The sequence below is a fragment of the Microcoleus sp. PH2017_12_PCY_D_A genome (genome assembly GCF_020738565.1).
Lineage (GTDB): Bacteria > Cyanobacteriota > Cyanobacteriia > Cyanobacteriales > Microcoleaceae > Microcoleus.
In genome coordinates, this window is record NZ_JAEQCI010000037.1 from 15,704 (window position 1) to 36,887 (window position 21,184).

Consider the following 21,184-nt stretch of genomic DNA (forward strand, 5'->3'; position numbering starts at 1 on the left):
TGAAATACAATGACAGTCAGTACAGCCGACTTAAAAATTACCTGGGAAAAATTGCCAGACGATTTCATTTTAGACGAGGAACCTGTGGAAAACATCGACCAACCCTTGCTAGCCGCCGCCTTGCGCGAAATCTTAGAAATCGCGGGGCTCATAGTAGCGGGAATATTAATTGCTCCAAATATGGGGATTTGTGCGACAGTAGACAGCAAGCTAGTTATTAAATCTCCCGATTGGTTTTATGCCCGCAACGTACAGTCGCTTTCGGGTCAAGAAATTCGTCGCAGTTACACTCCTAACTTAGAAGGCGAAATTCCAGATATAGTCATGGAATTTTTGTCAGCTAGTCCCAACGATGAATATTCTAGCAAGCCAACTTATCCCCCCGGAAAATGGTATTTTTACGAGCAAGTATTGCGAGTGCCAATCTATGCCATATTTGAACCTGCTACAGGAGTGCTAGAAGTCTACCAGTTGAATTCATCAGAAAGATATCAAGCACAGCAACCAGATGCAAATGGGCGTTATTGGATTGCAGGAGTTGGATTATTTCTAGGTGTTTGGCAGGGAACAAAAGCCGAAAGAACCGCATATTGGTTGCGCTGGTGGGATGAGAGCGGACAAATGTTATTGTGGGGAGCAGAGATGGTGGAAAGGGAAAGACAGCGAGCCGATCGACTATCCGCACAATTAAGAGCAGCAGGCATCGAACCAGAAGCCTAAGGTACAGTAATTATATCCGGTTTGTAGTGAGGACTAAAGTCCTCTCCGGTTTGTACTGAGGACTTCAGTCCTCTCTCTGACTTTTAATTGATTAGGACTAAAGTCCTTACTACGAACAAAATTACATTCAGGAGACATCAAAATTGGCAAGAGTAAGAGTTCGGGAACACGTAAATCCCCTATCGATGAGATATCGAACATCCGCCAGTGCTCCAGATTGGACGAAAATATATAGCGACTTAAATTTGCCGCTGCATTTAGATATCGGCTGCGCCAGAGGAAGGTTTTTGTGGCAAATGGCGCAAATCCAAACTGATTGGAATTTTCTGGGATTAGAAATTCGGGAACCTCTGGTGGATGAGGCGAATCTTTGGCGCGACGAAAAAGGCTTGACAAATCTCCACTATTTGTTTTGCAATGCGAATAGTTCTCTCAAGCCAATTTTAGAAACTTTGCCCGCTGGTACTTTGCAACGAGTCAGCATCCAATTTCCGGATCCGTGGTTTAAGAAAAAGCACCACAAGCGGCGGGTTGTGCAGCAGGAATTAGTAGGCGAGTTGGCGACTTATCTGGCTGTTGGCGGTGAAGTGTTTATTCAATCGGATATTGAGGAAGTAGAAGTCGAAATGTGCGATCGCTTTTCATCTCATCCTACTTTTAAACGCACAAATAACGGCGAATGGTTGGCAGAAAATCCCATGCCTGTAGCCACAGAAAGAGAAATTGCTACTCTCAAACGCGGGGAACCAGTTTATCGTGCGTTGTTTCACAAATAAAGCCCGCCGAATTAATTGCGATGTTTCACAAATAATATCAAATCCGGTTGCATCGTCTTGTATTAATCTCTCTACTTTCTCTCTCTGTGTCCTCTGCGCTCTCTGTGGTTAAATTATTCCGATGCAACCGGAAAGGATATAAAACCAGTCAAATATAAGAAAATAAGAGTATCAATAAAAGCTGATTTGGTGTTTGAGATAATATCAAATTTATTTAAAATTACATTTTATACTATTTGCTTAAATTTGTATTTATAGCATTTATCAGAAAGATCAGGTACGTTGTTGGGCTTCAGCCCTCTTAGTCTAAGTCGTTATATAAGCTGTAAGTCATACCTCATATTTTTGAGAAAGGCTATAGCATTTATCAGAGAGATGAGGTATGACTGTAAATGGAGTTTTTGATGCGACCTCGCTTACTATATAATCACTCTCAGAGGGCTAAAGCCCAACAACGTACCTCACTTTTTTGAACACCGCTATATGTCTTTTATTGAGTCCGCGCACCATCCGGACATTGTTTGTATAGCCACGAATTCTATTCACCGGGAATTGATGGTTTTACTCCACACTATTTTAACCCGGAATTTGGGGAGGTTCGGGGTTTGTTGGTTTCGACTTGTTTGTCGATCGCACTTCTGTAGGTATCCACCACATGATTCGGCATCACATCCCCATTTTGCGCCAAAAAAGCCCACTCCTCACCCACGTGCACGTATTCAGTTTTAAAGAACACCGTAAAAGGCACCAGCGTAATAGCATCCGCCAAATTTACCACTCGATAGCTGTTGGGTATCGATCGATTGTGCTCCCTCGCAAACACCGGATCGCCCACCCTCGGACTGGCATAAGTATACAACTGCACCTGCTTTTTCAACCGAGGAACATTCACCGCAATGTCGATCGCAGCCAAAGTAGCGATCGCAGCACCCAAACTGTGGCCCGATACGTAGCAGGGAACCGACGGATTTAGCTTTTTGGCAATTTCCAGCGTTTGAGCGGCAATATTGCTGTAGATGGTTGAGAAACCGGGATGAATTGTACCGTAGGACTTGCTTAAAGCCTGAGTTTTAGTAGCATAAACAGCATTGATATTGAGTACCCATTCGATAGTTCTTTGCGTGCCGCGAAAGACAATAATATTGTGTTTTTTAGAACTGAGGACAAAACCAAAATAAACCGGAATTTTGCGGTTGATTTTCACTACTTGCTTAGCTGTATTTACAATAGCTTTTTTAGCAGTACCTACATTTTCCCCGATCGGATCGGTTGCGCTATTGGGGGAAGCCGTCGGCTGCGGAATATCCACCTCAACTTCTTCGGAAATATTAGCTTCTTCTCCTTTGAGAGCAGCCAATTGAATGTAGCCTTTGAACTTAGCAGCGTTATAGCCTGGTAGCGATTTGATGTCGCCGTCATATTTAGGATCTACTTTGCCTTTGAGGTACTGCTGCGTTGCCAATTTGCTGCACAGAATCAGCAGTTTAGAAATCTCGCGGTTATACGGGATTGGCGGCCCAGATAGCTTGACAGATGCTTGAATTTGCCGCGATTCATTGATTTTTTTGGCATCGGCTTCTAAGGTTTTCAGGAAAATCTTATCGGCGTCTCTTTCGTTGAGTAAAGCTAAAACTTGTTTTTGGCGATCGCTATCAGCTTGACGGCGCAAATATTCAGGTATTGCCGTAGCTGCTGACGCGGCGGCCAATCCTCCGAGCAACAGTTGTCTGCGGGTAATTTTTGCTGCAATATGCTTAGTCATACACTAACTCTAAATATCAATACCAAAAAACGGGTTTTTTACCTAATCTGCTAACTGCAATGGATGATTGTCGTAAAAAACCCGGTTTCTCACTTCGTCCTTGATTGCTGCTGCTTTCCCAATACAGTCCCCTCCCAGCAAAGGTTTCCCTCACAATTGAGGTTCAATGCCAGCCGATCGCAATTGAGCGCGCAATTGCTCTAATTCTTCTTGAGCGCGATCGGCCCTTTGCCTTTCTTGTTCAGCTATTTGCCTTTCTTGTTCAGCCCTTTGCCGTTCCTGTTCAGCTCGTTGCCTTTCTTGTTCAGCCCTTTGCCGTTCTTGTTCAGCTATTTGTTGTTCTTCCTGAACTCTTTCAAAGCCAGTTAACAACAAATTCCCTTCACTATCCCACCAGCGCAGCCAAGGTAACTCAACATTTTGGTACATTCCCTGCCAAATTCCTAATTCCACTCCTAACGCTGGAATAGGATAATGACCGCGATCGTTCGCAGTCATTAATTGATACCTATTTTCTATCAAATGATAAACTTCAACACTCGCCTTGCTCACTTCATAAATCCCGTAAAAAGCCGGACGGATCGCATTTTCATAAACCCAGAATTTTCCCGGCTTAGTTTCCTGTTGACCCGAGCGCAACAAAGGTGTTCTGTCCCGTTCTTGCGAACCATTTCCCGATACAAACTCCAACACAATTAACGGTGCGACAAACTCTTGCCACATCACATAAGAACGACGCAATTGACCGTCAAGTGCTGGCGGGACATTGGGAACGTAAAACCAGTCCGGTGCTTCTGAACCCTTTTCTAGCGGATCTGTCAATCGCCAGTAAATGCCACTATCTTGACCGATACAGTAATCAGCATCTGGATGAATGCTTTGGAGGATCGGAGTAATAGAATCCGTTAACAGAATGCTTTGGGGATGTTCTTGAAAGTTTTTCACAAAAGTGCCGTCGGATTCTGGTAGTTGAGTGTGATCTGGCCAACCTGCGGGGTTGTTTTCTACATCTAGGGAGAATTTCATGCTTTTATTTTGGTTACAGGTATTAATGAAGAATGTCTTTAATTTTTTCCTGAAACTCCTCTTGACTTATTTTACCATTTATCAAGTCATCAGTAAGAAATTTAATCGAATTTTCTGGTACTTGCTGCTGAGAGGCGATCGCCCGAATATTCCCCTTAAACAAAGCTTCCGCTTCCGCTTGAGAACTATCGAAAACTCGCTTAAGTTCCGCTGCATCCATTTGACGCCCGCTAGCATAATAAAGGTGCGTCGCCTGTCCCACCCTCCAAGTCAGCGCAAACAGCGACGAAGCCAGCGCAAAACCGCCCACAAACGGCACAAATAAACCCAAACCATACATCGATACCCAAGCCATAAACGCTACCCAAAAAGAACCCAAACCCCCGAAAAGATTGCCTCCGATCGCCAGCGCATCTTGACCTTTTGGATAGCCCCATTTTGCCCCAATATCCTGCATCATTTTTAACAGCAAAACGCTCGCCACCAGCAGCGTCACCGTCATAGTTCCCGGCAGCGGGTTGAATCCCAGAATAGCGGCTCCAATGGCATAATCTATAATCAAGTCGCGGATTTCTTGGTTAATTTCGACGAGATTGGGCGATCGGGCGATCGCCTCCATTTCCGCTGAGGTTTTTGGGGAATTTTCAGACATAAGATTTCTATTAGGACTTACACGCAGGTGGTCAGAAACCGGGTTTTTTACGAAAATCCTTCCTTCAACCCGCAGATTGGTAAAACCCGGTTTCTTTAGCTTGATGCGTAAGTTTAGTTTACACAAAGAAACCGGGTTTCTAGATGGTGCACAATTTTTGTATATTCTAACCTAAACCCAAGACGGCAGCCACATCCTAATTTTCCATTCCATTTGCGACAAAGGCAATCCCAAATAGAGAGGCATCCAGAAAATAAAAGCACCCAAAACCAGAAAAATAATTGTTACTCCCATCCCTCTGAGGCGAGTTTGTGGGCTGTGCAGCCACCTGTCAGTCCACCAAGCAAGGGCTAAGGCTGCAAACACAGAACAGCCCATATAATGATACAAAAATACGCAGCGAGTCACCTTCACCCAAGGCAGCAAATTAGCAGCCCAATTAACTATTAAATACAGCGCCAGCCACATTTCAGTAGTCGGCGGAAACAAAATCGGTCGCTGCTGTTCGATCGCCTCAACAGAAGCCACCCGGCGCGTTTCCATCCACACCAAAACCCGGTGAACTAAAACTCCTATTACCAGCAGTAAAGATAAGGTTGACAGCCACCAAAGAAAAGGATTACCCATCGCGTGCACGTCAAAAATTACCGGATTTACACCGCTCGGTAAAGGTGGCAAAACTGGATCTACTTGTGCATTGCTGCTAATAGTTTTGTAGAAGTAAACTATCGGGCGAAGCATCAAAGGCCAACTGTACCAGGCGGAACAGTAAGGATGCACAGTAGGCCCGCTTTTGATCCGCTGGTGATAAGTCAAAATTTCCGTTTGCATCTGCCAAAAGTTGGGAGTTGGATTGAGATGCAGGTGAGGAATCCAGGAGATGCTGTAAACTAAAACAGGAATTATAGCTAGACTCAATCCTACTTCTCTAAAATTTAGTTGAGTCAGTTTTTGTACCGGACTTTCGGGAGGAATTAGAGCTGAATCAATTTCGGCATTCTGTTCTTCATCTCCTCGGTTTCCCTGGATTAAACGCACCGCCCACGCGCAGATTAAAATTAGATATGTACCGAACAGAAACCAGAGTCCATTCCATTTGATAGCAGCAGATGCGCCGAAACCTATCCCGGATAGCACCAGCCAAAGCCACCGCTTTTTACCTTCTGCTTCTACTGATTTTAAAATAAATAGTTGTCCTAAGATTCCGAACAAAACTAGATAAATGTTGTTGAGCGCGTAGCGAGATTCAACTAAAAATAAACCGTCGCAAGCGATAAATAAAGCAGCCAAAAAAGCAAAGGTGCGGCGCCGTACTAGCTGATAAGCCAGGGCTCCGACAACTAGGGGAATAAAGGAACCTGTGAGGGCATTCAGCCAGCGGTAATCCCAAGGGGAAAGCATTGAGCCTGCTAGACTGTTGACGGCTGTTTTGCCGAAGGGGAGGTGAGTGCCGATCGCAATTCCGATCGCAATTATGTACTGGCTCAGCGGCGGGTGAGCGTTGAAAAAAGGCGTTTTCGTGAGATAATCGTTGGCAAATTTGGCGTAATAAACCTCGTCAAATACGAAGGTGTTAAATCGCTCCAGTTCCCAAAAGCGCAGAATCCAAGAAAATAGGAATACACCGAGCATTCCTAGACCAAAAACAAGAGTGGATCTGTTGAATGGTTTTTTGTTGAGTTGCATAAAATAACCGAAAATAGTAGATGCTAGATTTGGGGGCGATCGCTAATTTTAAAATAATGAGTTGAAAATAGCGTAAAAATTACTATTATGACTTTTAACCTTCGCTGCTACAAACCCGATGCAGGCAATAATGCTTGTCACGTGGGGCGATCGGCGGTAGCGACTATTGTTTCACAATATGCTGCCTATGTAATTGGCACCCAGGCAGGAAAAACGCATATGACAATGTGCGATCGACTATGATAGCAGTTAAGCAGGTCTTTTTTTGAGCAAGGGTTTATGAATCTCACTTTTTGGGTTTGGGGGCGTGTGGGGTTAGCTGTAGGTGCGAGTATCCTGCTAGCATCAGCCACCGCGCCAAATCCCAAGACATTTGAAAGCTTTGGCGATTGGTGCACCAACAAAGAGCATTTAACCCCCCAAGCCAGACATACGGTAGAGGTGTTGCTATCAAAAGCCAAAACACAAGAGTGCGATCGCGCTCAAGCAACACTAACTAATCTAACAGAACTTTCCCTGATTCGCGATCGAATAGTCGATATCCAACCATTATCAAAATTAACAAATCTCAAAAAGCTTAACCTCAGTTCAAATCAAATAACAGATGTGCAACCCTTATCGGGACTGACTAATCTGAGATTTCTCGTCCTCAACTTCAATCAAATCTCAGACGTGAAACCGTTATCGGGACTGACTAATCTGACAGAACTTTTCCTCGAAGCCAATCAAATAGTAGATGCTACACCGTTAGCGGGATTAACCAATCTAACAGGCTTTTCCCTCGCATCTAATCAACTTGTAGATGTGGCACCATTATCGAAAATGGCTAAGTTAGAATTTCTTTATTTGAGTGGAAACAAAATCGTAGATGTGGAACCATTATCGGCATTGACTAATCTGATACTGCTTTTCATCCACTCCAATCAAATCGTAGATGTCAAACCTTTAGGGGGATTGACGAATCTGACAGCCCTCGATCTCAGTAGCAATCAAATTCAGGATGTGACAGCTTTAGAGGGATTGACGAAGCTGACAAACCTTGAACTCGGTGGAAATAAAATCCCGGATGGTGAAGCCGATCGATTACTTCAGAAAAATAAACAAATATTAAATCAAAAAACAGATGCAGCCGATCGATTACTTCAGGAAGCTCAACAGCTATTCGATCGACAAACAGCAGTATCCTACCGAGAGGCATTACAAAAGTTTGATGCAGCACGTTCACTTTATCAAACGCTTGGAGATCGGAAGAATGAAGCTTATATATTAAATCAAATGGGGATGATTGCTAATAGATTAGGAGAAAGACAGCAAGCACTAGACTACTACAAACAAGCGCTTTCTGGGAATCAAATTTTAGGCGATCGCCCGAAACAAGCCATTATTCTCAACAACCTCGGCGCTGTATACTATGCCTTGGGTGAGAAGCAGCAAGCCCTCGACTACTACAACCAAGTTCTGGCGCTGATTCGGGAAATGAGCGATCGCCCGATCGAAGCCCTCAACCTCAACAACCTGTTGCAAATACCCCCAAACAGTGACACTTCTTTGGACGATCGCCCTAAACAAGCAATTCCCCTCAGCAACATATTGAATATATCCCCAAACACGCGCACATCCTCGGGCGATCGCACGGTCGAAGCTACCACCCTCAACAACATCGGCTTAGCTTACAATGATTTGGGAGACAAACAGAAAGCAAGAGAATATTTCGATCGAGCCCTTACCCTGTTCCGCGCTATGGGCGATCGCCCTAAGGAAGCCACTGCTCTCACCAACATCGGCCTAGTCTACAACGATTTGGGAAACCAACAGCAAGCCCTCGGCTACTACAAGCAAGCCCTGCATCTAAGACGGAAAGTGGGCGATCGGCGTGGAGAAGCCCTTACACTCAACAATATAGGTGTTGTCTACTCAGAATTGGGAGAAAAACAGAAAGCACAAGAGTATTTCAACCAATCTCTGCCGCTATTTCGCGCTGTGGGCGATCGGCCCGGAGAAGCTCTCACCCTCTACAATATTGCTAATATTAAAGGTAATTTTGGCAATCTAATCCCAGCCCTCACTGACATCGAAGCCTCCATCAAGATCGTAGAAAACCTCCGCACCAAAATTAGCAGCCACGAACTTCGCACCTCTTACTTTGTCACAGTAAATAACTATTACCAGTTCTACATTCAACTGTTAATGGCACTGCACAAAACCAATCCCAAATCTGGCTATGATACCAAAGCCTTAGAAGCCAGCGAACGTTCTCGCGCCCGCACATTACTGGAACTTCTGCAAGAAGCAAACGCCGATATCCGCCAAGGAGTCGCCCCAGAATTATTGCAACAAGAACGCAATTTACAACAGCAACTCGACACCTTAGAAACACAGAGCATCGAAAATTACACCAGCCAAAGTCCGAATTACCCAAAAATAGCAGAACTAGAAAAACAGCGCCAAAATCTGCTATCTCAATATCAAGAAATTCAAGCAAAAATTCGCACCACTAGCCCCCGTTATGCCGCCCTCACCCAACCCCAACCTTTAACTCTTTCACAGATTCAACAACAAATCCTCGACGACAATACAATCTTACTCCAATATAGCTTAGGAGAAAAGCAGAGTTATCTCTGGGCTGTAAGTAAAACCAGCATCACCAGCTATGAATTGCCTCCTCGCGCCGAAATCGAAACAGCCGCCCGCAATTTCCGTCACGCTGTGACTCATCCGCTGTACCGAGACATCTCCAATCGAGTCACCAAAGCTAGCAACGCCCTCAGTAAAATCATCTTACAGCCTGTCGCAGCACAACTTGCTCAAAAACGCCTGCTGATAGTTGGCGATGGCATTTTGAATTATCTTCCCTTCGCCGCCCTCTCTCTTCCCGAAACATCCGGTGAAAATGACCATAAGCCTTTAATTGTAGATCGTGAAATAGTGCTGCTTCCTTCAGCCTCCACCTTAGGAATATTAAGACAAAATTATCGCGATCGACCAAGCCCAACTCGGACTTTAGCAATGTTTGCCGACCCAGTTTTTAGCGCTCAAGACGAACGATTCAAAGCACCCGCTACTAATACAGATCGCGAAGCAATAGAATCAGTAAATCTGGGTTTAAGCCGCTCTAGTCGCGACAATAACCGACAGTGGAGCCGTTTAAAATTTACTCGCAAAGAAGCTGAAATCATTCAATCCTTAGTTTCCGAAAAATCTAGCACGCAATCCTTGGATTTTTCTGCCAACCGTGCCACCGCAACCAGTTCAAATTTAAGCCAATATAAAATCATTCATTTTGCCACCCACGGTTTCGCCAATAGCACTCACCCGGAATTATCAGGAATCCTGATGTCTTTAGTAGACACAAAGGGCAAACCCTTAAACGGATTCTTGCGGCTTACGGATATTTTCAATCTCAAATTAGCGGCAGAATTAGTAGTTTTAAGTGCTTGTCAAACTGGATTGGGGCAGAACATTCAAGGGGAGGGAATGGTAGGATTGACGAGAGGATTTATGTATGCTGGGGCGAAGCGAGTAGTTGTGAGTTTGTGGAATGTGGATGATGAAGGAACCTCGAAGTTAATGGCTAGTTTCTATGAGGGAATGCTGAAAAAAGGGTTGACGCCAGTGGCGGCTTTAAGGGCGGCGCAATTGGAGATGTTGCAGCAGAAACAGTGGCAGTCTCCCTATTATTGGGCGGCTTTTACGCTTCAGGGTGAATGGCGGTAAACAGTTGACAGTTGACAGTTGACAGTTGACACCGGGGTTTTAAAACTCTGAATTTTGATAAAGTTGATGAAAAATCAGCATCAATTCCAGGCGAATGCTTTTTGTGAATTGTTTTGTACGATCCTACTGCCATTCTATCCATTGCCTCACAATATCTTCTAGTTCCGCAGCAAACGAATCAGTTGAATAAAGAGCAAAGTTATTAATCATCTCGTTTTTTTCAGGTAGAGACTCAGCCTTAAACCGAGATTCATCTAAGTTAAAAAGCGATAATTGGCGAGACTCGTCATTTGATGTATTCTGGTTTAGGGATGTTTGCTGGCTGACAAAATCGCCCATCCGTTCGCAACCCTTAGCAAAGCGGCGCAAAGTAGTGGCGATCGCCTCCGAACTACGATCAATTCCTATCCATCTCCTTCCCAACTCCGAAGCAACACTCAAAGTTGTACCAGAACCAGCAAAGCAATCGAGAACTAAATCATCAGGATTTGACGAGCCTCGAATAATTCTAGCAAGTAGATCGGGATTTTTTTCGGTTGGATAACCTGTAATCTTAATATTCTGATTGTGAGCATCGCGAAATTCAAGCCAAATATCTTGTACTGGAATTCCTTGACTGCTGTCCAAATATATCTTGCGGCGGGGATTGCCAGTTTTCGACCAATATATTTCCCCTCTAGCATCCATTTCATCTAGTGTTTTAGGTGGAAACTGCCAATGCTTTCCCGGTGGCGGATTCATCCCTCGCCAAGACTTTCCTGTTTCGCCATTTCTCACTCCCGGCGCATGAATCGGAACCTTTTTATATTGCCGCCCAGTTTCTTTTTCAACGTATTCATATTCTTTATTGGCGCGCTTATCTGTCCATTCTTCAACTGGACGATTCCAGACATAAGTATCTGATTTACTATAAAAAAGTATAAAATCTGAAACATTTCCGTAAGTCTTTTTTGTGTAATTTTTAGGGTTACATTTTTTCCTGGTAATCCAATTTCTGAAATTGCGCTGACCAAAAATCTCATCCATAATTACCTTGATATAAAATGCCATATTTTCATCAAGGTGAAGGTATATCGAGCCATCTTCCGCTAATAATTCTCTAATAATTATCAACCTTTTACGAATAAATTCAATATAATTGTTGCCTGCTAATAAGTCTGAATAAGCATCAGTCTGAGAACGGGATTGGAACACACTTCTAGTTGCAAAAGGCGGGTCTATATAAATTAGTCTTACTTTACCTTTTACTGAATTATCTTTAAGCAAAGATGCTAATATTGGTAAATTATCACCATAGTAAAGACGGTTTTCATGTGCCATACTTTGCTGTTGATTGCTATGCCACAGTTTTACACATTCAGCTTGATTAGTGTCTAAAACTTGACTTGCAGGCAGTTTGCCTGGATATGAAAAGCACACATCCAAACTATTGCTTAGTTGGCTTTCACTAAAATTTGATGCAGCTTGACCCTGTGATTGTTTGTTTGAAATACCAGTAGCCATTGTCACTCCTATTTTCAAGAACGCAGCCATTCCACTGTAATCCGATCTGGAACCATACGCAGTGTCAATACTATAATCTTATCTTGCCAGCTATTTTCAATGTTGGCGTAGTCATCCCACATTGAGCCGAGTAAAAGACCGGGCCCATCATTAAGAAAAATTACTTTGGTTCTTAAGTTATGATTTTGTGTATAACTGAGGATTTCATCAGCGCAGCTACGATAACCACCTGTTCGATCGTCTTCTTGTGCACCACCTCTATCTGAATCATATCTTGCCAATCCTATTGCCAGCAAGTCATTTTCATTAATATCGTAAATCGCAAAATCAACAGGACGTTTCGGGTTGGGATAGTTGGCGAGGAGATTTCCCATCATAATATCTTTTCCTGCTCGCTCTGGCCCTTTGATTGTCAAGTATGGAAAGTGTAAACGGAATAAGGAGAAAAATATTTCAGTTAGGTCGTATCCCTTCTTTCCGCGACTTTTGTATTCCCATAACAAAGCCGACATTGCCTCATCGGGAATTGGACGAGTCATATATGCAGCTTGAACTTCTTGAACTGACCTAAAACGCGATCCGAACTGATTGGAAATTTCTGTTGCCTTTTTTTTCCTTCTGAGCATTTCCACTGGGAGCTCAGGGCTAACATACTTGCGAAACACCCTGAAAAGTTGAACTCGCATCCATGTGCTGGGAACATCTGAAATCTTTATAAATAGACGCACTGATGATTCAGAAGTCCTGAGTAATTGCCCAAACATTACTAAAACTGGTTCGTAAAGTTGGCAAGCCTCCTGCAACATATCGGGATAGTATTCTCCGGCAGTCAATGTGATCCAGTTGTGTCCATCTGCTTTGTAGTCTGCAAAAGAGTTGCGTCTTCCCGTGTTCATATTACTCACTTTTCATCTCACAATTAACTTCTTCATCAAGTTGCTCAATAAAATTTCAAATTCGATCCCCATTTCACCAAAACTTATCTAACATCATACCAAAAAAAAGCGGCTCCGCTTCCGCAGAACCGCCGTAACAGAGGATGAAAAATCAAAACTTAACGGACTGCACCTTCAACAGAGGGCGACTCGATTGTCTTCATGAAGTACAGTTTCACCAACTGCCAACCGTTTGACACATACAGAGGCAATTTTTGGAACAATTGCAAAACTTTGGGAGTTTTAGACTCAACAATCGCGGTCAATTGCTGATTGTTTTTGAGGCAAATATCCAATCGTTCGTAAAACTCGGGATTGTTAACGTCTAGCATGACGGGGAATACGCGGCCTGCTGTTTCGTTGGTCTTTTTGATCACTTCAATGTCGTATTCGCGAGCATCGAGTCCGAGCGATCGATAAAAACCGGCCCGCTGGATATCATTGAGATACATTGTCGCAAATACCGACAGCAAGAAGAAACGGCACCACAGCTTAGCGCGCCAATCGTTCAACATCTGAGGCTGAGCTCTCATCACCGCATCGAAGAAATCTCCGTGGCGGTTTTCATCCTGACACCAATTTTCAAAGAATCGGAAAATCGGATAAATCTGGTCTTCAGGATGGGCTTTCAAGTGCTGGTAAATCGTGATGTAGCGCCAATAACCGATTTTTTCGGATAAGTAAGTGGCGTAGAAAATAAATTTCGGCTTGAAGAATGTGTAGCTGCGGCTTTTTGTCAAGAAACCCAAATCTAGGGACAAACCAAAGTCCGACAGGGCTTTGTTGAGGAATCCGGCGTGCCGCGCTTCGTCGCGGGACATGAGCAAGAAACCTTCGGCGAGTACCGGATTTTTGTCTTTGAGTTTGCGTGCCAATTCTTTGTAGAGCAAGAATCCAGAAAACTCAGCGGTGCAAGAGCGTTCGAGGAATTCAATGAATAACTTGCGCTTTTCGCCGTCGATGTGTTCCCAAGATCGATCGAACTCGGCATCCCGCACGAAGTGGGTTTTGTTGTAGTCAACGCGGAACTCTTTGATAATTGCTTCGAGTTCGGCTTCGTTGATGGAGATGTCCATTTTGGCCATCTCGTCAAAGTCTGTTGTGTAAAATCTCGGTGTGAGAATAGTTTCTTTGGCTGGGGTTTTCGCTTCTTGCTGTTCTGCAAAAGCGGGTTTTTTGAGCGAATCTACCATATGTTTATTGGATGTTTTGCTTATAATTGCTCGCTTGTTTGAGGTTTCGGGTACAGCGGGCGATCGCCTGCGGTATCTCCGACCAGCGCTGTGCGGCGCACTTTGGCGCTCCCTGTGGCATCCAACTCAAAGCTGCTGAAATTTCCACGCCCTCCAGTTTACCAAGCTCTCGACCCGGAAATATGTCGCTGGCGTTAAGAATTGCTACGCACAATTACTCATTGGGGATGGGGCATGGGGCATGGGGCATCGGCCAAACAGGGCATCGGGTAATTGGTAGCGAATAATCAATAATTTCGGACAATGCACAAATAAATTCCGGTGTCAAGCTGTTTAAACACTAAATACAAAGTACAAAATATATATTGAGGGAGCGCAATAGTTAAAATAACCAGGCAGGACGGGCATAAAATGAGCAATTTGGGTGTTAGTTACCTTTTATGGGCAGCTTGTTTTTTCGGCCCATTCGGACTCCACCGCCTCTACAACGGCAAGATTGGCACGGGTTTGCTGTGGCTGTGTACCTTTGGGTTATTTGGGTTCGGGCAATTGTTTGACTTGCTGCTGTTGCCGAAGATGGTGGACGAGCACAATGCCACTATCAGGGGCAAACTGGGGGTATCTCCCCAAGGTATACCGCTATCTTCTACCAACGGGGCGATCGCCTCGACATACCCGAAGCAAACCCCCGATCAGTTAGGGATTAAACTCCTGAAGGCAGCTTATACCAAAAACGGCAGATTATCTGTCACTCAAGGGGTGATGGCAACCGGTGCTACTTTTGCCGAAGTGGAAGAGGCTTTCACGGCAATGCTCAAAACAGGTTATGTCAGCATTGAGAACGACCCAGTTACTGGCGTCGTGATGTACTATTTTCACGAACTTTAAGCTGGAATGGGTGCGTCAGCCTGGGAATTTTATGTGTTGTTGGAGAGGCTAACGGCTGACGCACCCTACTACTACGGGGATTGAAATGTAGGGTGCGTCAGCTACGGGATGCCGGCGTGTTGTTGGAGAAGTTAATCGCTGACGCACCCTACGGGGATTGAAATGTAGGGTGCGTCAGCTACGGGATGCCGGCGTGTTGTTGGAGAAGTTAATCGCTGACGCACCCTATTACTTGATCTTGCTTGTTGTGGTTTGTCGAGCCAGCGAGGCAAAATCGGCTAGAATGTTTGTTTGTCTATACAACCAGAAAGTATTTAGCGTCATGGCAGTCCCTAAGAAGAAAACCTCCAAATCCAGAAAGAATATGCGTAAAGCCACATGGAAGCGCAAAGCTGTAGTGGCAGCTCAGAAAGCTCTGTCCCTGGGCAAATCTGTTCTGACTGGGCGTTCCAACAGCTTCGTGTATCCCGGCAATGAAGAAGAGGAGGAAGATTAAATAGATTAAAAATTAACAATTGGCATTTCTGATATTTTGCACCATTCTCGGTTAATAGGCTTTCCTGGCTGTCCCACAAGATTTAAAGTTGATGGTGGGGTGGCCACTTCCGGGCCGCCCTAAAGGAAAGTTTGAGAATGGTGCCAGATATGAGTTAATCCTTCCTTGCCTCCGGTAAAATCAGCATGGCATCGCCAAAAGAATAAAATCGGTACTGGTGCTCGATCGCCTCTCGGTACAAATCCAACAGCCGAGGCCTTCCAACCATCGCGCTTAACATCATCATCAAAGTAGAGCGCGGCAAGTGAAAATTGGTAATCATCCCGTCTACAACCCGCCACTTGTAACCGGGATAAATAAACAAATTTGTCTGGCCGCAAAAAGGCTGCAAGGAAAAATCGCCAGCCGCCGCAGCTCCCTCTAAAGCTCTCACTGCTGTCGTACCCACAGCAAAGATCCGCCCGCCTCGGGCTTGAGTTTCGCGGATTTTCTCGACAGTGGAGGCCGATACTTCCACCCATTCGCCGTGCATTTTGTGAGCCGTCACGTCTGCAACCTCCACCGGGCGAAACGTTCCTACTCCCACATGGAGGGTGACAAAAGTTTTTTCGATTCCCCGCTCTTCCAAGCGGCTCAACAATTCTTCGGTGAAGTGCAAGCCGGCTGTCGGGGCCGCCACCGCCCCAGGTTTTTCGGCATAAACAGTCTGGTACTGTTCCGCTGCTGCTTGGGAATTTTCGATGTAGGGGGGAAGAGGTACGTGGCCGTATTCGTCCAAAAACTTCGCCAGAGTCGCATCTCTAGGGATGTCAAACTCTAACAGCCGTCCCCCAGTTTGCTCGTCCCTCTCTATAACTGTCGCAGTCAATCGCCGATCGACTCCCAGAGCTTGGGGAAGGCAACAGCAAGGCCCTTCCGCAGAGTCATCACAGGAGGCGGGCTCAAACTCAATTTTTGCTCCCAACTTTAAGCGTTTCCCCGGTTTCACCAAAGCCAGCCAGCAGTTGTGCTGGCGTTCTTCCATCAACAATATCTCCACAGCAGGCCCGTTGGGTTTGTGTCCGTAGAGCCTCGCCGGCAGAACACGGGTGTTGTTGAGTACCAGCAAGTCTCCGGGTTCGAGCAAATCCGGCAAATCCCGGAAAATCCGGTGTTGGTGGCTGCTGGCAGAATCTACCACCAGCAACCGAGAACTGTCCCTCGGCACTACGGGATTTTGGGCAATGCGATCGGGCGGAAGTTCGTAGTCATAAGCGTCCAAAGACCAGTCAATCTCTGTCATCGGGTGAATTCCTGTCAAAAATCTGTCAACTCGGTAACAAATTGGGTAAAAACCCCCATCCCAAGTCGGGTGCTTTTCCCCTTGTGGTGGCGGGTATAGCCCGCGACGATAGAGGTGTAGCATCAGCTTTGCTCGAAGGATAGTTATGGAATACCTCTACTACATCGCCAATACTAGCCTCACTCTGAGAGTCGTGGATTACCTACGCACGGCTAGTCATCTTCCTTTGCAATTTATCACTGTTATTCACCAAATTGACGGCTGGGTCGTGAAGGTGAAAATGAGCCAATATTTGACTCCAGAAATGCACGGGGATTTTCGGGCTTTTATGAACGAAGTCGGGATTCCTTACGATCCTGAAATTCGCTTGCAAATGGCACTTTGGAGTTTGGAAACGGGGCAGTCGCCGCTGAGCGTCATGCGCCGCTACCAGGTGGCTGTGGTTTGTCACGGCAGCCCCGAGCGCACGGAAATTGAAGCGTTTCGCCAGCAGTTTGTCAAGGGTCTGGGATATTGCCCGGAAACTCTTGCCTAGACTGCGGAGCATATAAATTGCCTGCGATCGCACAGAGAGAGGGGGACAAGGGGAGAGGGGCAGAGGATTTAGCGCTTTTTCCACGTCCGTTAAAGATGAATAAACCAATGGGCGATAGTCAAGGCAAGTTAACAATTAAAAATTACCAAGCGGTATTACTTTTTGATTTTACCCTGTAATTTTTAATTTGACATTTCTAATTGCTGAAAGCCGATCGAATGTATTCTTGCAGGATAAGCAGGTAATTTCCGGCAAGGGCGGATTGAGAGTTCGCTGTCGTTGGTGGTAATATTTGCTTGCTCTTTTGCCCTGAAGGCTCGCACCTGACTAGGGCGACATCGAACCGACAAGAATTATTTGCTAAATCTGGACGTGTGCTTAAAAATATTTCGGCGGTTTGCCAAAGTTTGGCTTGTTTTGTGGCGCTAACAGCCAGCATTCCGCCAGCATCCCAATTTCCTCGGCGGCGAGTTTTGACCTCTACAAAGGCTAATATCGGGAATTGGCGATCGCAAATGCCTGGGTTCTTTTCGCTTGCTTCATCTTTTCCGAGGGCGATGATGTCAATCTCTCCCCAGCGACAGCGGTACTGACGGTGCAGGATTTCCCAGCCTTGCTGCTCTAACCACTCGGCGACTAAGTTTTCTCCCAATGTGCCGATATCCCGAGAGTTTGGGGATTGGGGAGAGCTGGAGGCGGTGGGAACGACAGAAGATGAGCGTTTTCTGGTAGAATTCAATTTTGAACTGTCATTGCTGCCCATTAGCTTTAACTTATGAATTCTGGAATTCGCCAACATCGCAAAAATATTTATACTTTCTTGCTGAGTTTTGTTATTTTAGCAGTAATTGCCACCTTGGCGATCGCCATTAATCCCGCACCTGCTTTCGCCTTGGATCGCGACAAAGAAATCCTAGTTGGCGCTGATTTTAGCGGACAAGTTTTGACGAACGACAGTTTTAATAAAGCTAATCTTCGCAACACCAATTTTACTAATGCAGATTTAGGAGGCGTAAGTCTGTTTGGCGCAAATATGGAAGAGGCAAATTTAGAAGGCGCTAATTTAAGGGGTGCGACTTTGGATTTGGCTCGCATGATGAAAGCAAATCTAACTAATGCTATTCTTGAGGGTGCTTTTTGTTACAATACCAGACTGGAAGGAGCTGTGATTGACGGTGCTGATTTTACAGACACTCTGCTGCGAGACGATATGATCGAAAAGCTCTGTAAAGTGGCAAAAGGTACTAATCCGGTGACTGGTAGAGAGACTCGCGAAACTCTTTTTTGCGACTATTAAAAGGCTTGTTCAACCAAACTTACCCCGCGTGCGGGGTGAGTTCCATGTAAACCCTCTGGCAGTCGGGCGATCGGGCTTTATCCACTGACCGATACATGACTGCAATATCAGCGAAACCCCAGAAAATCGAAGGTTTTGTGCTGTAAAGGAGTTGCACTCGTCAGGTCGAAACTAACTGAAACACTCGTTAGTTTAGGCGGCAGTCTATTTTAAAATATTGACATTTCCTGCTCTAGTCAACTGAGTTTAGACTACAAAAACTGGAGGCGTTCAAATAGTACAGTTTTATCCATGTCAATCAGGATGTTACTAGCAGTTCATAAAGTCCTTATTGTAACTTTTTGCATGGCTGCTCTTTTGACCCCTAGCTCATCGACTTTCCATGATTGCTCATCTAGACCGGATTTTGGTATTTGATCGAGGTCGCATTATTGAAGATGGTTCTCACACTAAACTACTAGCAAAAGGTAGAGCTTACTACAGGTTATGGAAAATGCAGGCAGGTGGATTCCTACCGGTAGCAGCTAGGGGGAATTAAACATTTTTGAGGAAGGAATAAACCTCAAACCCTTGTGCAGTAAGGGAAATGCACCCAATGTCCAAAAACGCCTGAAACCCAGATATACCAACAAACCAATCAAAATGATGTCAAAGTCTTTTGGGATACACGTTTGAGGTTATTTTATCAGTGTTTTTTGCCTAAGTCCCATTATCTGGTCCTCCTCCTTTTCTACCTTGCTTGTTCTTGACTTCTGAGGTGCGTTTTGTTGAGCGTTTACCGTTTCTTCCAGGGTGTAGCACCTCTAGCGGGTTCATCATTCCATCAGCAATCATTTTGTCCACTGTCAGCACCATAAATAGTGTGAGAGATTAAGATAAAGTAGTTTTTGTCAATAAGTTAAAATACTTAAAATATTCTCAATAACAATGATAATCTTAGACGGGAAGAGGGGGAGGCTGCCAATGGCTATAACTTAAGTTTTTTGGGATTCTCCCATTAATGTATACTATTTTAGTATCCGCTCAATAATTCGGGGCGGACTACCCATTAAGAAACGATTTTGCGTCATTTGATGTACATCGTTGAGCGATTTACCCCGGATTATTGGGCGGATACGAAAAACTTTTAATAGTTTAGATAGGTGCTAGTAATGGAAAAAATGTGCGGTGCTGCCGAAATTTCTCAGAAGGTTGAAAACTTTGGTATTGAATTAAAAAGCATATCTAAAGTTGACCATGTATACTCTTTTGCAAAGCTATTAAATTATTTTGCTTTGGTAGTTTTTCTGAGTGTTGGAATTATTTTTCTTCAGGATTGGAAATTAAGTATTATACTTCAATTACTGTTGGGGCTTACATTTGCTCATGGCTTAGAATTGCAACATGAGTGTCTTCATCACAATTTTTTTAAGTCAAAGATATTAAACCGCTTTTTCGGTTTTTTGTTTGGTGTTCCAATGCTTGTTTCATATACCCATTACAGAGTCCAGCATCTACACCATCATAAATATTTAGGCACAGAAAAAAATGCTGAGATATTTGACTATGATGAGTCCTCACTAGAAAGCTTCAATAAACTCGTTGTTAGAGCTTGGAACTTTGCAAGAGTACCAACTTTTTTCTCGACATTATTTAACTTCATGAAAGGTAAATACCCCGAAGTTTTTTCTACTGACAAGGCTAAAAAGGATGTTTTAATTGAATATCTTGTGCTAGTCACAATTTTTATAACACTCTTATCTATTAGCGTGTTTGACCTGTCCTTAATACCTCTCAAAATCTGGTTTATACCGTGGTTAGTTTTTGGCGAATTGTTCCATTTTCTTATCGAGTTACCGGAACATCTGTATTGCAAGAAGACGACAACAGATGTTTTTTTAAATACTCGTTCAATTGAAACTAATCCAATCATTAGTTACATTACAAACGGCAATAACTATCATGTTGAGCATCATCTCTATCCTAGTGTAGCGGTACATAATCTTGAGAAAGTTCATCATACCATTCGTCCTAAGATTGAATACTTGAGTTTATCGTACTTCGATTTCTTTCGGGAAACATTTCAAAAAGCTAGGAGTAATCGTTCCTAGGACTTAGGCGCTGTAAAAACTTACCATGATATGTATGAACGAAATTGAGCCGTTTCAAACTTTTGAATTACTATAGTCAGTAAGGTGCGTCAGATAGAGAACATCTGTTTTTTGCCAAATTATCGGGTCTGACGCACCCTACAAGAGGCAAAAACGCATAACCGATATTTGATGGATTTTGTCAATGCGTTTTTGTCATTTCCCGTCTGTTGACCATCATTGCAATCCTGTAATAGCGAGGGGTTGAGCCATTTTTTTTAAGGGTATCCGACCGAACATGATATAACTCCTAGTTCCGTGACATTAAAGAACTTCTAAGAATCAGTGTTCTTATCAAAGGTTGTTTATCTCACATCTTACACAAGAAAAAATGATGTAAATTAATTATTCAGTATTAAACTGGTGGCTATCCATTTTTTATGCCTGTAGTATGTTCGTGGATAATTTGACTTTATTGGCGAATTCATGTAAAGTGCAATTTCTGGTGCGATCTGCTATGATATTTCAAGGGGTTGAGCATAGCGATTGCCCGAAGGGCTGACGCCAGAGGTATATCGCAATTCGCCAACAGAATCATAATTTACGCGACGAACGTAATCTTTTTTGTCCAAAGTCCAAATGCTAAAGGA

20 protein-coding genes are annotated in these 21,184 nt (G+C 44.2%); 11 read left to right on the forward strand and 9 right to left on the reverse strand.

Annotation, left to right across the window (positions count from 1 at the left end; genetic code table 11):
* Positions 1–9 precede the first annotated feature (9 nt).
* Together JGK39_RS11355 and trmB are read left to right on the forward strand one after the other, a co-directional pair.
* The gene (locus JGK39_RS11355) at positions 10–720 is read left to right on the forward strand and encodes a Uma2 family endonuclease (protein WP_293255920.1); all 711 of its coding nucleotides are present in this window, start codon (positions 10–12) and stop codon (positions 718–720) included.
* A 143-nt stretch (positions 721–863) separates the two neighbouring features.
* The gene (gene trmB / locus JGK39_RS11360; RefSeq protein ID WP_293255923.1) at positions 864–1,496 is read left to right on the forward strand and encodes a tRNA (guanosine(46)-N7)-methyltransferase TrmB; all 633 of its coding nucleotides are present in this window, start codon (positions 864–866) and stop codon (positions 1,494–1,496) included.
* A gap of 571 nt (positions 1,497–2,067) precedes the next feature.
* Here the strand turns inward: trmB and JGK39_RS11365 are convergent.
* The 4 genes from JGK39_RS11365 to JGK39_RS11380 all read right to left on the reverse strand — a co-directional run bounded on the left by JGK39_RS11365 (position 2,068) and on the right by JGK39_RS11380 (position 6,622).
* Entirely contained in the window at positions 2,068–3,258 is a 1,191-nt protein-coding gene (locus tag JGK39_RS11365; RefSeq protein WP_293255926.1) for a lipase family protein, read from the reverse strand.
* Positions 3,259–3,408: 150 nt separating this feature from the next.
* Entirely contained in the window at positions 3,409–4,284 is an 876-nt protein-coding gene (locus JGK39_RS11370) for a Uma2 family endonuclease (RefSeq protein ID WP_293296412.1), read from the reverse strand.
* Between the two features lie 22 nt (positions 4,285–4,306).
* Positions 4,307–4,936, reverse strand: coding sequence for a hypothetical protein (locus tag JGK39_RS11375; protein WP_293255932.1), 630 nt, complete (start codon positions 4,934–4,936; stop codon positions 4,307–4,309).
* A 171-nt stretch (positions 4,937–5,107) separates the two neighbouring features.
* Positions 5,108–6,622 carry a phospholipid carrier-dependent glycosyltransferase gene (locus JGK39_RS11380; RefSeq protein ID WP_293296414.1) on the reverse strand — a complete coding sequence of 505 codons (1,515 nt, stop codon included), beginning with the start codon at positions 6,620–6,622 and terminating at the stop codon, positions 5,108–5,110.
* Positions 6,623–6,709: 87 nt separating this feature from the next.
* On the opposite strand from JGK39_RS11380, the gene JGK39_RS11385 reads away from it, so the two are divergent.
* Together JGK39_RS11385 and JGK39_RS11390 are read left to right on the forward strand one after the other, a co-directional pair.
* Positions 6,710–6,865 carry a hypothetical protein gene (locus JGK39_RS11385; RefSeq protein ID WP_293174832.1) on the forward strand — a complete coding sequence of 52 codons (156 nt, stop codon included), beginning with the start codon at positions 6,710–6,712 and terminating at the stop codon, positions 6,863–6,865.
* A gap of 36 nt (positions 6,866–6,901) precedes the next feature.
* Positions 6,902–10,336, forward strand: coding sequence for a CHAT domain-containing protein (locus JGK39_RS11390; protein WP_293296416.1), 3,435 nt, complete (start codon positions 6,902–6,904; stop codon positions 10,334–10,336).
* A gap of 123 nt (positions 10,337–10,459) precedes the next feature.
* Here the strand turns inward: JGK39_RS11390 and JGK39_RS11395 are convergent, their stop codons facing one another.
* The 3 genes from JGK39_RS11395 to acsF form a co-directional block, all read right to left on the reverse strand.
* On the reverse strand, positions 10,460–11,839 hold the full coding sequence (locus JGK39_RS11395) for a site-specific DNA-methyltransferase (protein WP_293296418.1): 1,380 nt from the start codon (positions 11,837–11,839) through the stop codon (positions 10,460–10,462).
* 14 nt (positions 11,840–11,853) lie between these two features.
* Complete coding sequence (locus JGK39_RS11400; RefSeq protein WP_293296430.1) at positions 11,854–12,735, reverse strand: hypothetical protein; 882 nt, start codon at positions 12,733–12,735, stop codon at positions 11,854–11,856.
* A gap of 158 nt (positions 12,736–12,893) precedes the next feature.
* Positions 12,894–13,967, reverse strand: a complete 1,074-nt coding sequence (acsF, locus tag JGK39_RS11405) for a magnesium-protoporphyrin IX monomethyl ester (oxidative) cyclase (RefSeq protein WP_293255938.1) — start codon at positions 13,965–13,967, stop codon at positions 12,894–12,896.
* Between the two features lie 38 nt (positions 13,968–14,005).
* Here acsF and JGK39_RS11410 point away from each other — a divergent pair, with 38 nt between their 5' ends.
* The 3 genes from JGK39_RS11410 (at position 14,006) to rpmF (ending at position 15,351) form a co-directional block, all read left to right on the forward strand.
* Positions 14,006–14,254, forward strand: coding sequence for a hypothetical protein (locus JGK39_RS11410; protein WP_293255941.1), 249 nt, complete (start codon positions 14,006–14,008; stop codon positions 14,252–14,254).
* A 124-nt stretch (positions 14,255–14,378) separates the two neighbouring features.
* Positions 14,379–14,855, forward strand: a complete 477-nt coding sequence (locus JGK39_RS11415) for a TM2 domain-containing protein (RefSeq protein WP_293255944.1) — start codon at positions 14,379–14,381, stop codon at positions 14,853–14,855.
* 322 nt (positions 14,856–15,177) lie between these two features.
* Positions 15,178–15,351: a 50S ribosomal protein L32 gene (gene rpmF / locus JGK39_RS11420; protein ID WP_293256013.1), complete on the forward strand. Its 174-nt coding sequence runs from the start codon at positions 15,178–15,180 to the stop codon at positions 15,349–15,351.
* Between the two features lie 154 nt (positions 15,352–15,505).
* On the opposite strand, the gene queA is transcribed toward rpmF, so the two are convergent.
* Positions 15,506–16,633 (reverse strand): tRNA preQ1(34) S-adenosylmethionine ribosyltransferase-isomerase QueA, encoded by a 1,128-nt coding sequence (gene queA, locus JGK39_RS11425; protein ID WP_293296432.1) that lies wholly within the window; start codon positions 16,631–16,633, stop codon positions 15,506–15,508.
* A 145-nt stretch (positions 16,634–16,778) separates the two neighbouring features.
* Between queA and JGK39_RS11430 the strand changes: the two genes are divergently transcribed.
* Both JGK39_RS11430 and JGK39_RS11435 read left to right on the forward strand, forming a co-directional pair.
* Entirely contained in the window at positions 16,779–17,168 is a 390-nt protein-coding gene (locus tag JGK39_RS11430) for a hypothetical protein (protein ID WP_293255947.1), read from the forward strand.
* Between the two features lie 17 nt (positions 17,169–17,185).
* Positions 17,186–17,347: a hypothetical protein gene (locus tag JGK39_RS11435; RefSeq protein ID WP_293255950.1), complete on the forward strand. Its 162-nt coding sequence runs from the start codon at positions 17,186–17,188 to the stop codon at positions 17,345–17,347.
* Between the two features lie 17 nt (positions 17,348–17,364).
* Here the strand turns inward: JGK39_RS11435 and JGK39_RS11440 are convergent, their stop codons facing one another.
* The gene (locus tag JGK39_RS11440) at positions 17,365–17,931 is read right to left on the reverse strand and encodes a YraN family protein (protein WP_293296420.1); all 567 of its coding nucleotides are present in this window, start codon (positions 17,929–17,931) and stop codon (positions 17,365–17,367) included.
* Positions 17,932–17,943: 12 nt separating this feature from the next.
* Here JGK39_RS11440 and JGK39_RS11445 point away from each other — a divergent pair, with 12 nt between their 5' ends.
* Both JGK39_RS11445 and JGK39_RS11450 read left to right on the forward strand, forming a co-directional pair.
* Positions 17,944–18,465 (forward strand): pentapeptide repeat-containing protein, encoded by a 522-nt coding sequence (locus tag JGK39_RS11445; RefSeq protein ID WP_293255956.1) that lies wholly within the window; start codon positions 17,944–17,946, stop codon positions 18,463–18,465.
* 1,151 nt (positions 18,466–19,616) lie between these two features.
* Positions 19,617–20,555, forward strand: coding sequence for a fatty acid desaturase (locus JGK39_RS11450; protein WP_293296421.1), 939 nt, complete (start codon positions 19,617–19,619; stop codon positions 20,553–20,555).
* The last annotated feature ends 629 nt before the right edge of the window (positions 20,556–21,184 follow it).

What these genes read in the sequence shown, in the direction of transcription:
- JGK39_RS11370 (WP_293296412.1), bottom strand. Translation starts at nt 4,284, where the DNA reads ATGAAATTCTCCCTAGATGTAGAAAACAACCCCGCAGGTTGGCCAGAT.
- JGK39_RS11380 (WP_293296414.1), bottom strand. Translation starts at nt 6,622, where the DNA reads ATGCAACTCAACAAAAAACCATTCAACAGATCCACTCTTGTTTTTGGT.
- JGK39_RS11430 (WP_293255947.1), top strand. Translation starts at nt 16,779, where the DNA reads ATGGAATACCTCTACTACATCGCCAATACTAGCCTCACTCTGAGAGTC.
- queA (WP_293296432.1), bottom strand. Translation starts at nt 16,633, where the DNA reads ATGACAGAGATTGACTGGTCTTTGGACGCTTATGACTACGAACTTCCG.
- JGK39_RS11355 (WP_293255920.1), top strand. Translation starts at nt 10, where the DNA reads ATGACAGTCAGTACAGCCGACTTAAAAATTACCTGGGAAAAATTGCCA.
- JGK39_RS11445 (WP_293255956.1), top strand. Translation starts at nt 17,944, where the DNA reads ATGAATTCTGGAATTCGCCAACATCGCAAAAATATTTATACTTTCTTG.
- JGK39_RS11365 (WP_293255926.1), bottom strand. Translation starts at nt 3,258, where the DNA reads ATGACTAAGCATATTGCAGCAAAAATTACCCGCAGACAACTGTTGCTC.
- JGK39_RS11390 (WP_293296416.1), top strand. Translation starts at nt 6,902, where the DNA reads ATGAATCTCACTTTTTGGGTTTGGGGGCGTGTGGGGTTAGCTGTAGGT.
- JGK39_RS11450 (WP_293296421.1), top strand. Translation starts at nt 19,617, where the DNA reads ATGGAAAAAATGTGCGGTGCTGCCGAAATTTCTCAGAAGGTTGAAAAC.
- JGK39_RS11395 (WP_293296418.1), bottom strand. Translation starts at nt 11,839, where the DNA reads ATGGCTACTGGTATTTCAAACAAACAATCACAGGGTCAAGCTGCATCA.
- JGK39_RS11415 (WP_293255944.1), top strand. Translation starts at nt 14,379, where the DNA reads ATGAGCAATTTGGGTGTTAGTTACCTTTTATGGGCAGCTTGTTTTTTC.
- JGK39_RS11400 (WP_293296430.1), bottom strand. Translation starts at nt 12,735, where the DNA reads ATGAACACGGGAAGACGCAACTCTTTTGCAGACTACAAAGCAGATGGA.
- JGK39_RS11375 (WP_293255932.1), bottom strand. Translation starts at nt 4,936, where the DNA reads ATGTCTGAAAATTCCCCAAAAACCTCAGCGGAAATGGAGGCGATCGCC.
- JGK39_RS11385 (WP_293174832.1), top strand. Translation starts at nt 6,710, where the DNA reads ATGACTTTTAACCTTCGCTGCTACAAACCCGATGCAGGCAATAATGCT.
- JGK39_RS11440 (WP_293296420.1), bottom strand. Translation starts at nt 17,931, where the DNA reads ATGGGCAGCAATGACAGTTCAAAATTGAATTCTACCAGAAAACGCTCA.
- acsF (WP_293255938.1), bottom strand. Translation starts at nt 13,967, where the DNA reads ATGGTAGATTCGCTCAAAAAACCCGCTTTTGCAGAACAGCAAGAAGCG.
- rpmF (WP_293256013.1), top strand. Translation starts at nt 15,178, where the DNA reads ATGGCAGTCCCTAAGAAGAAAACCTCCAAATCCAGAAAGAATATGCGT.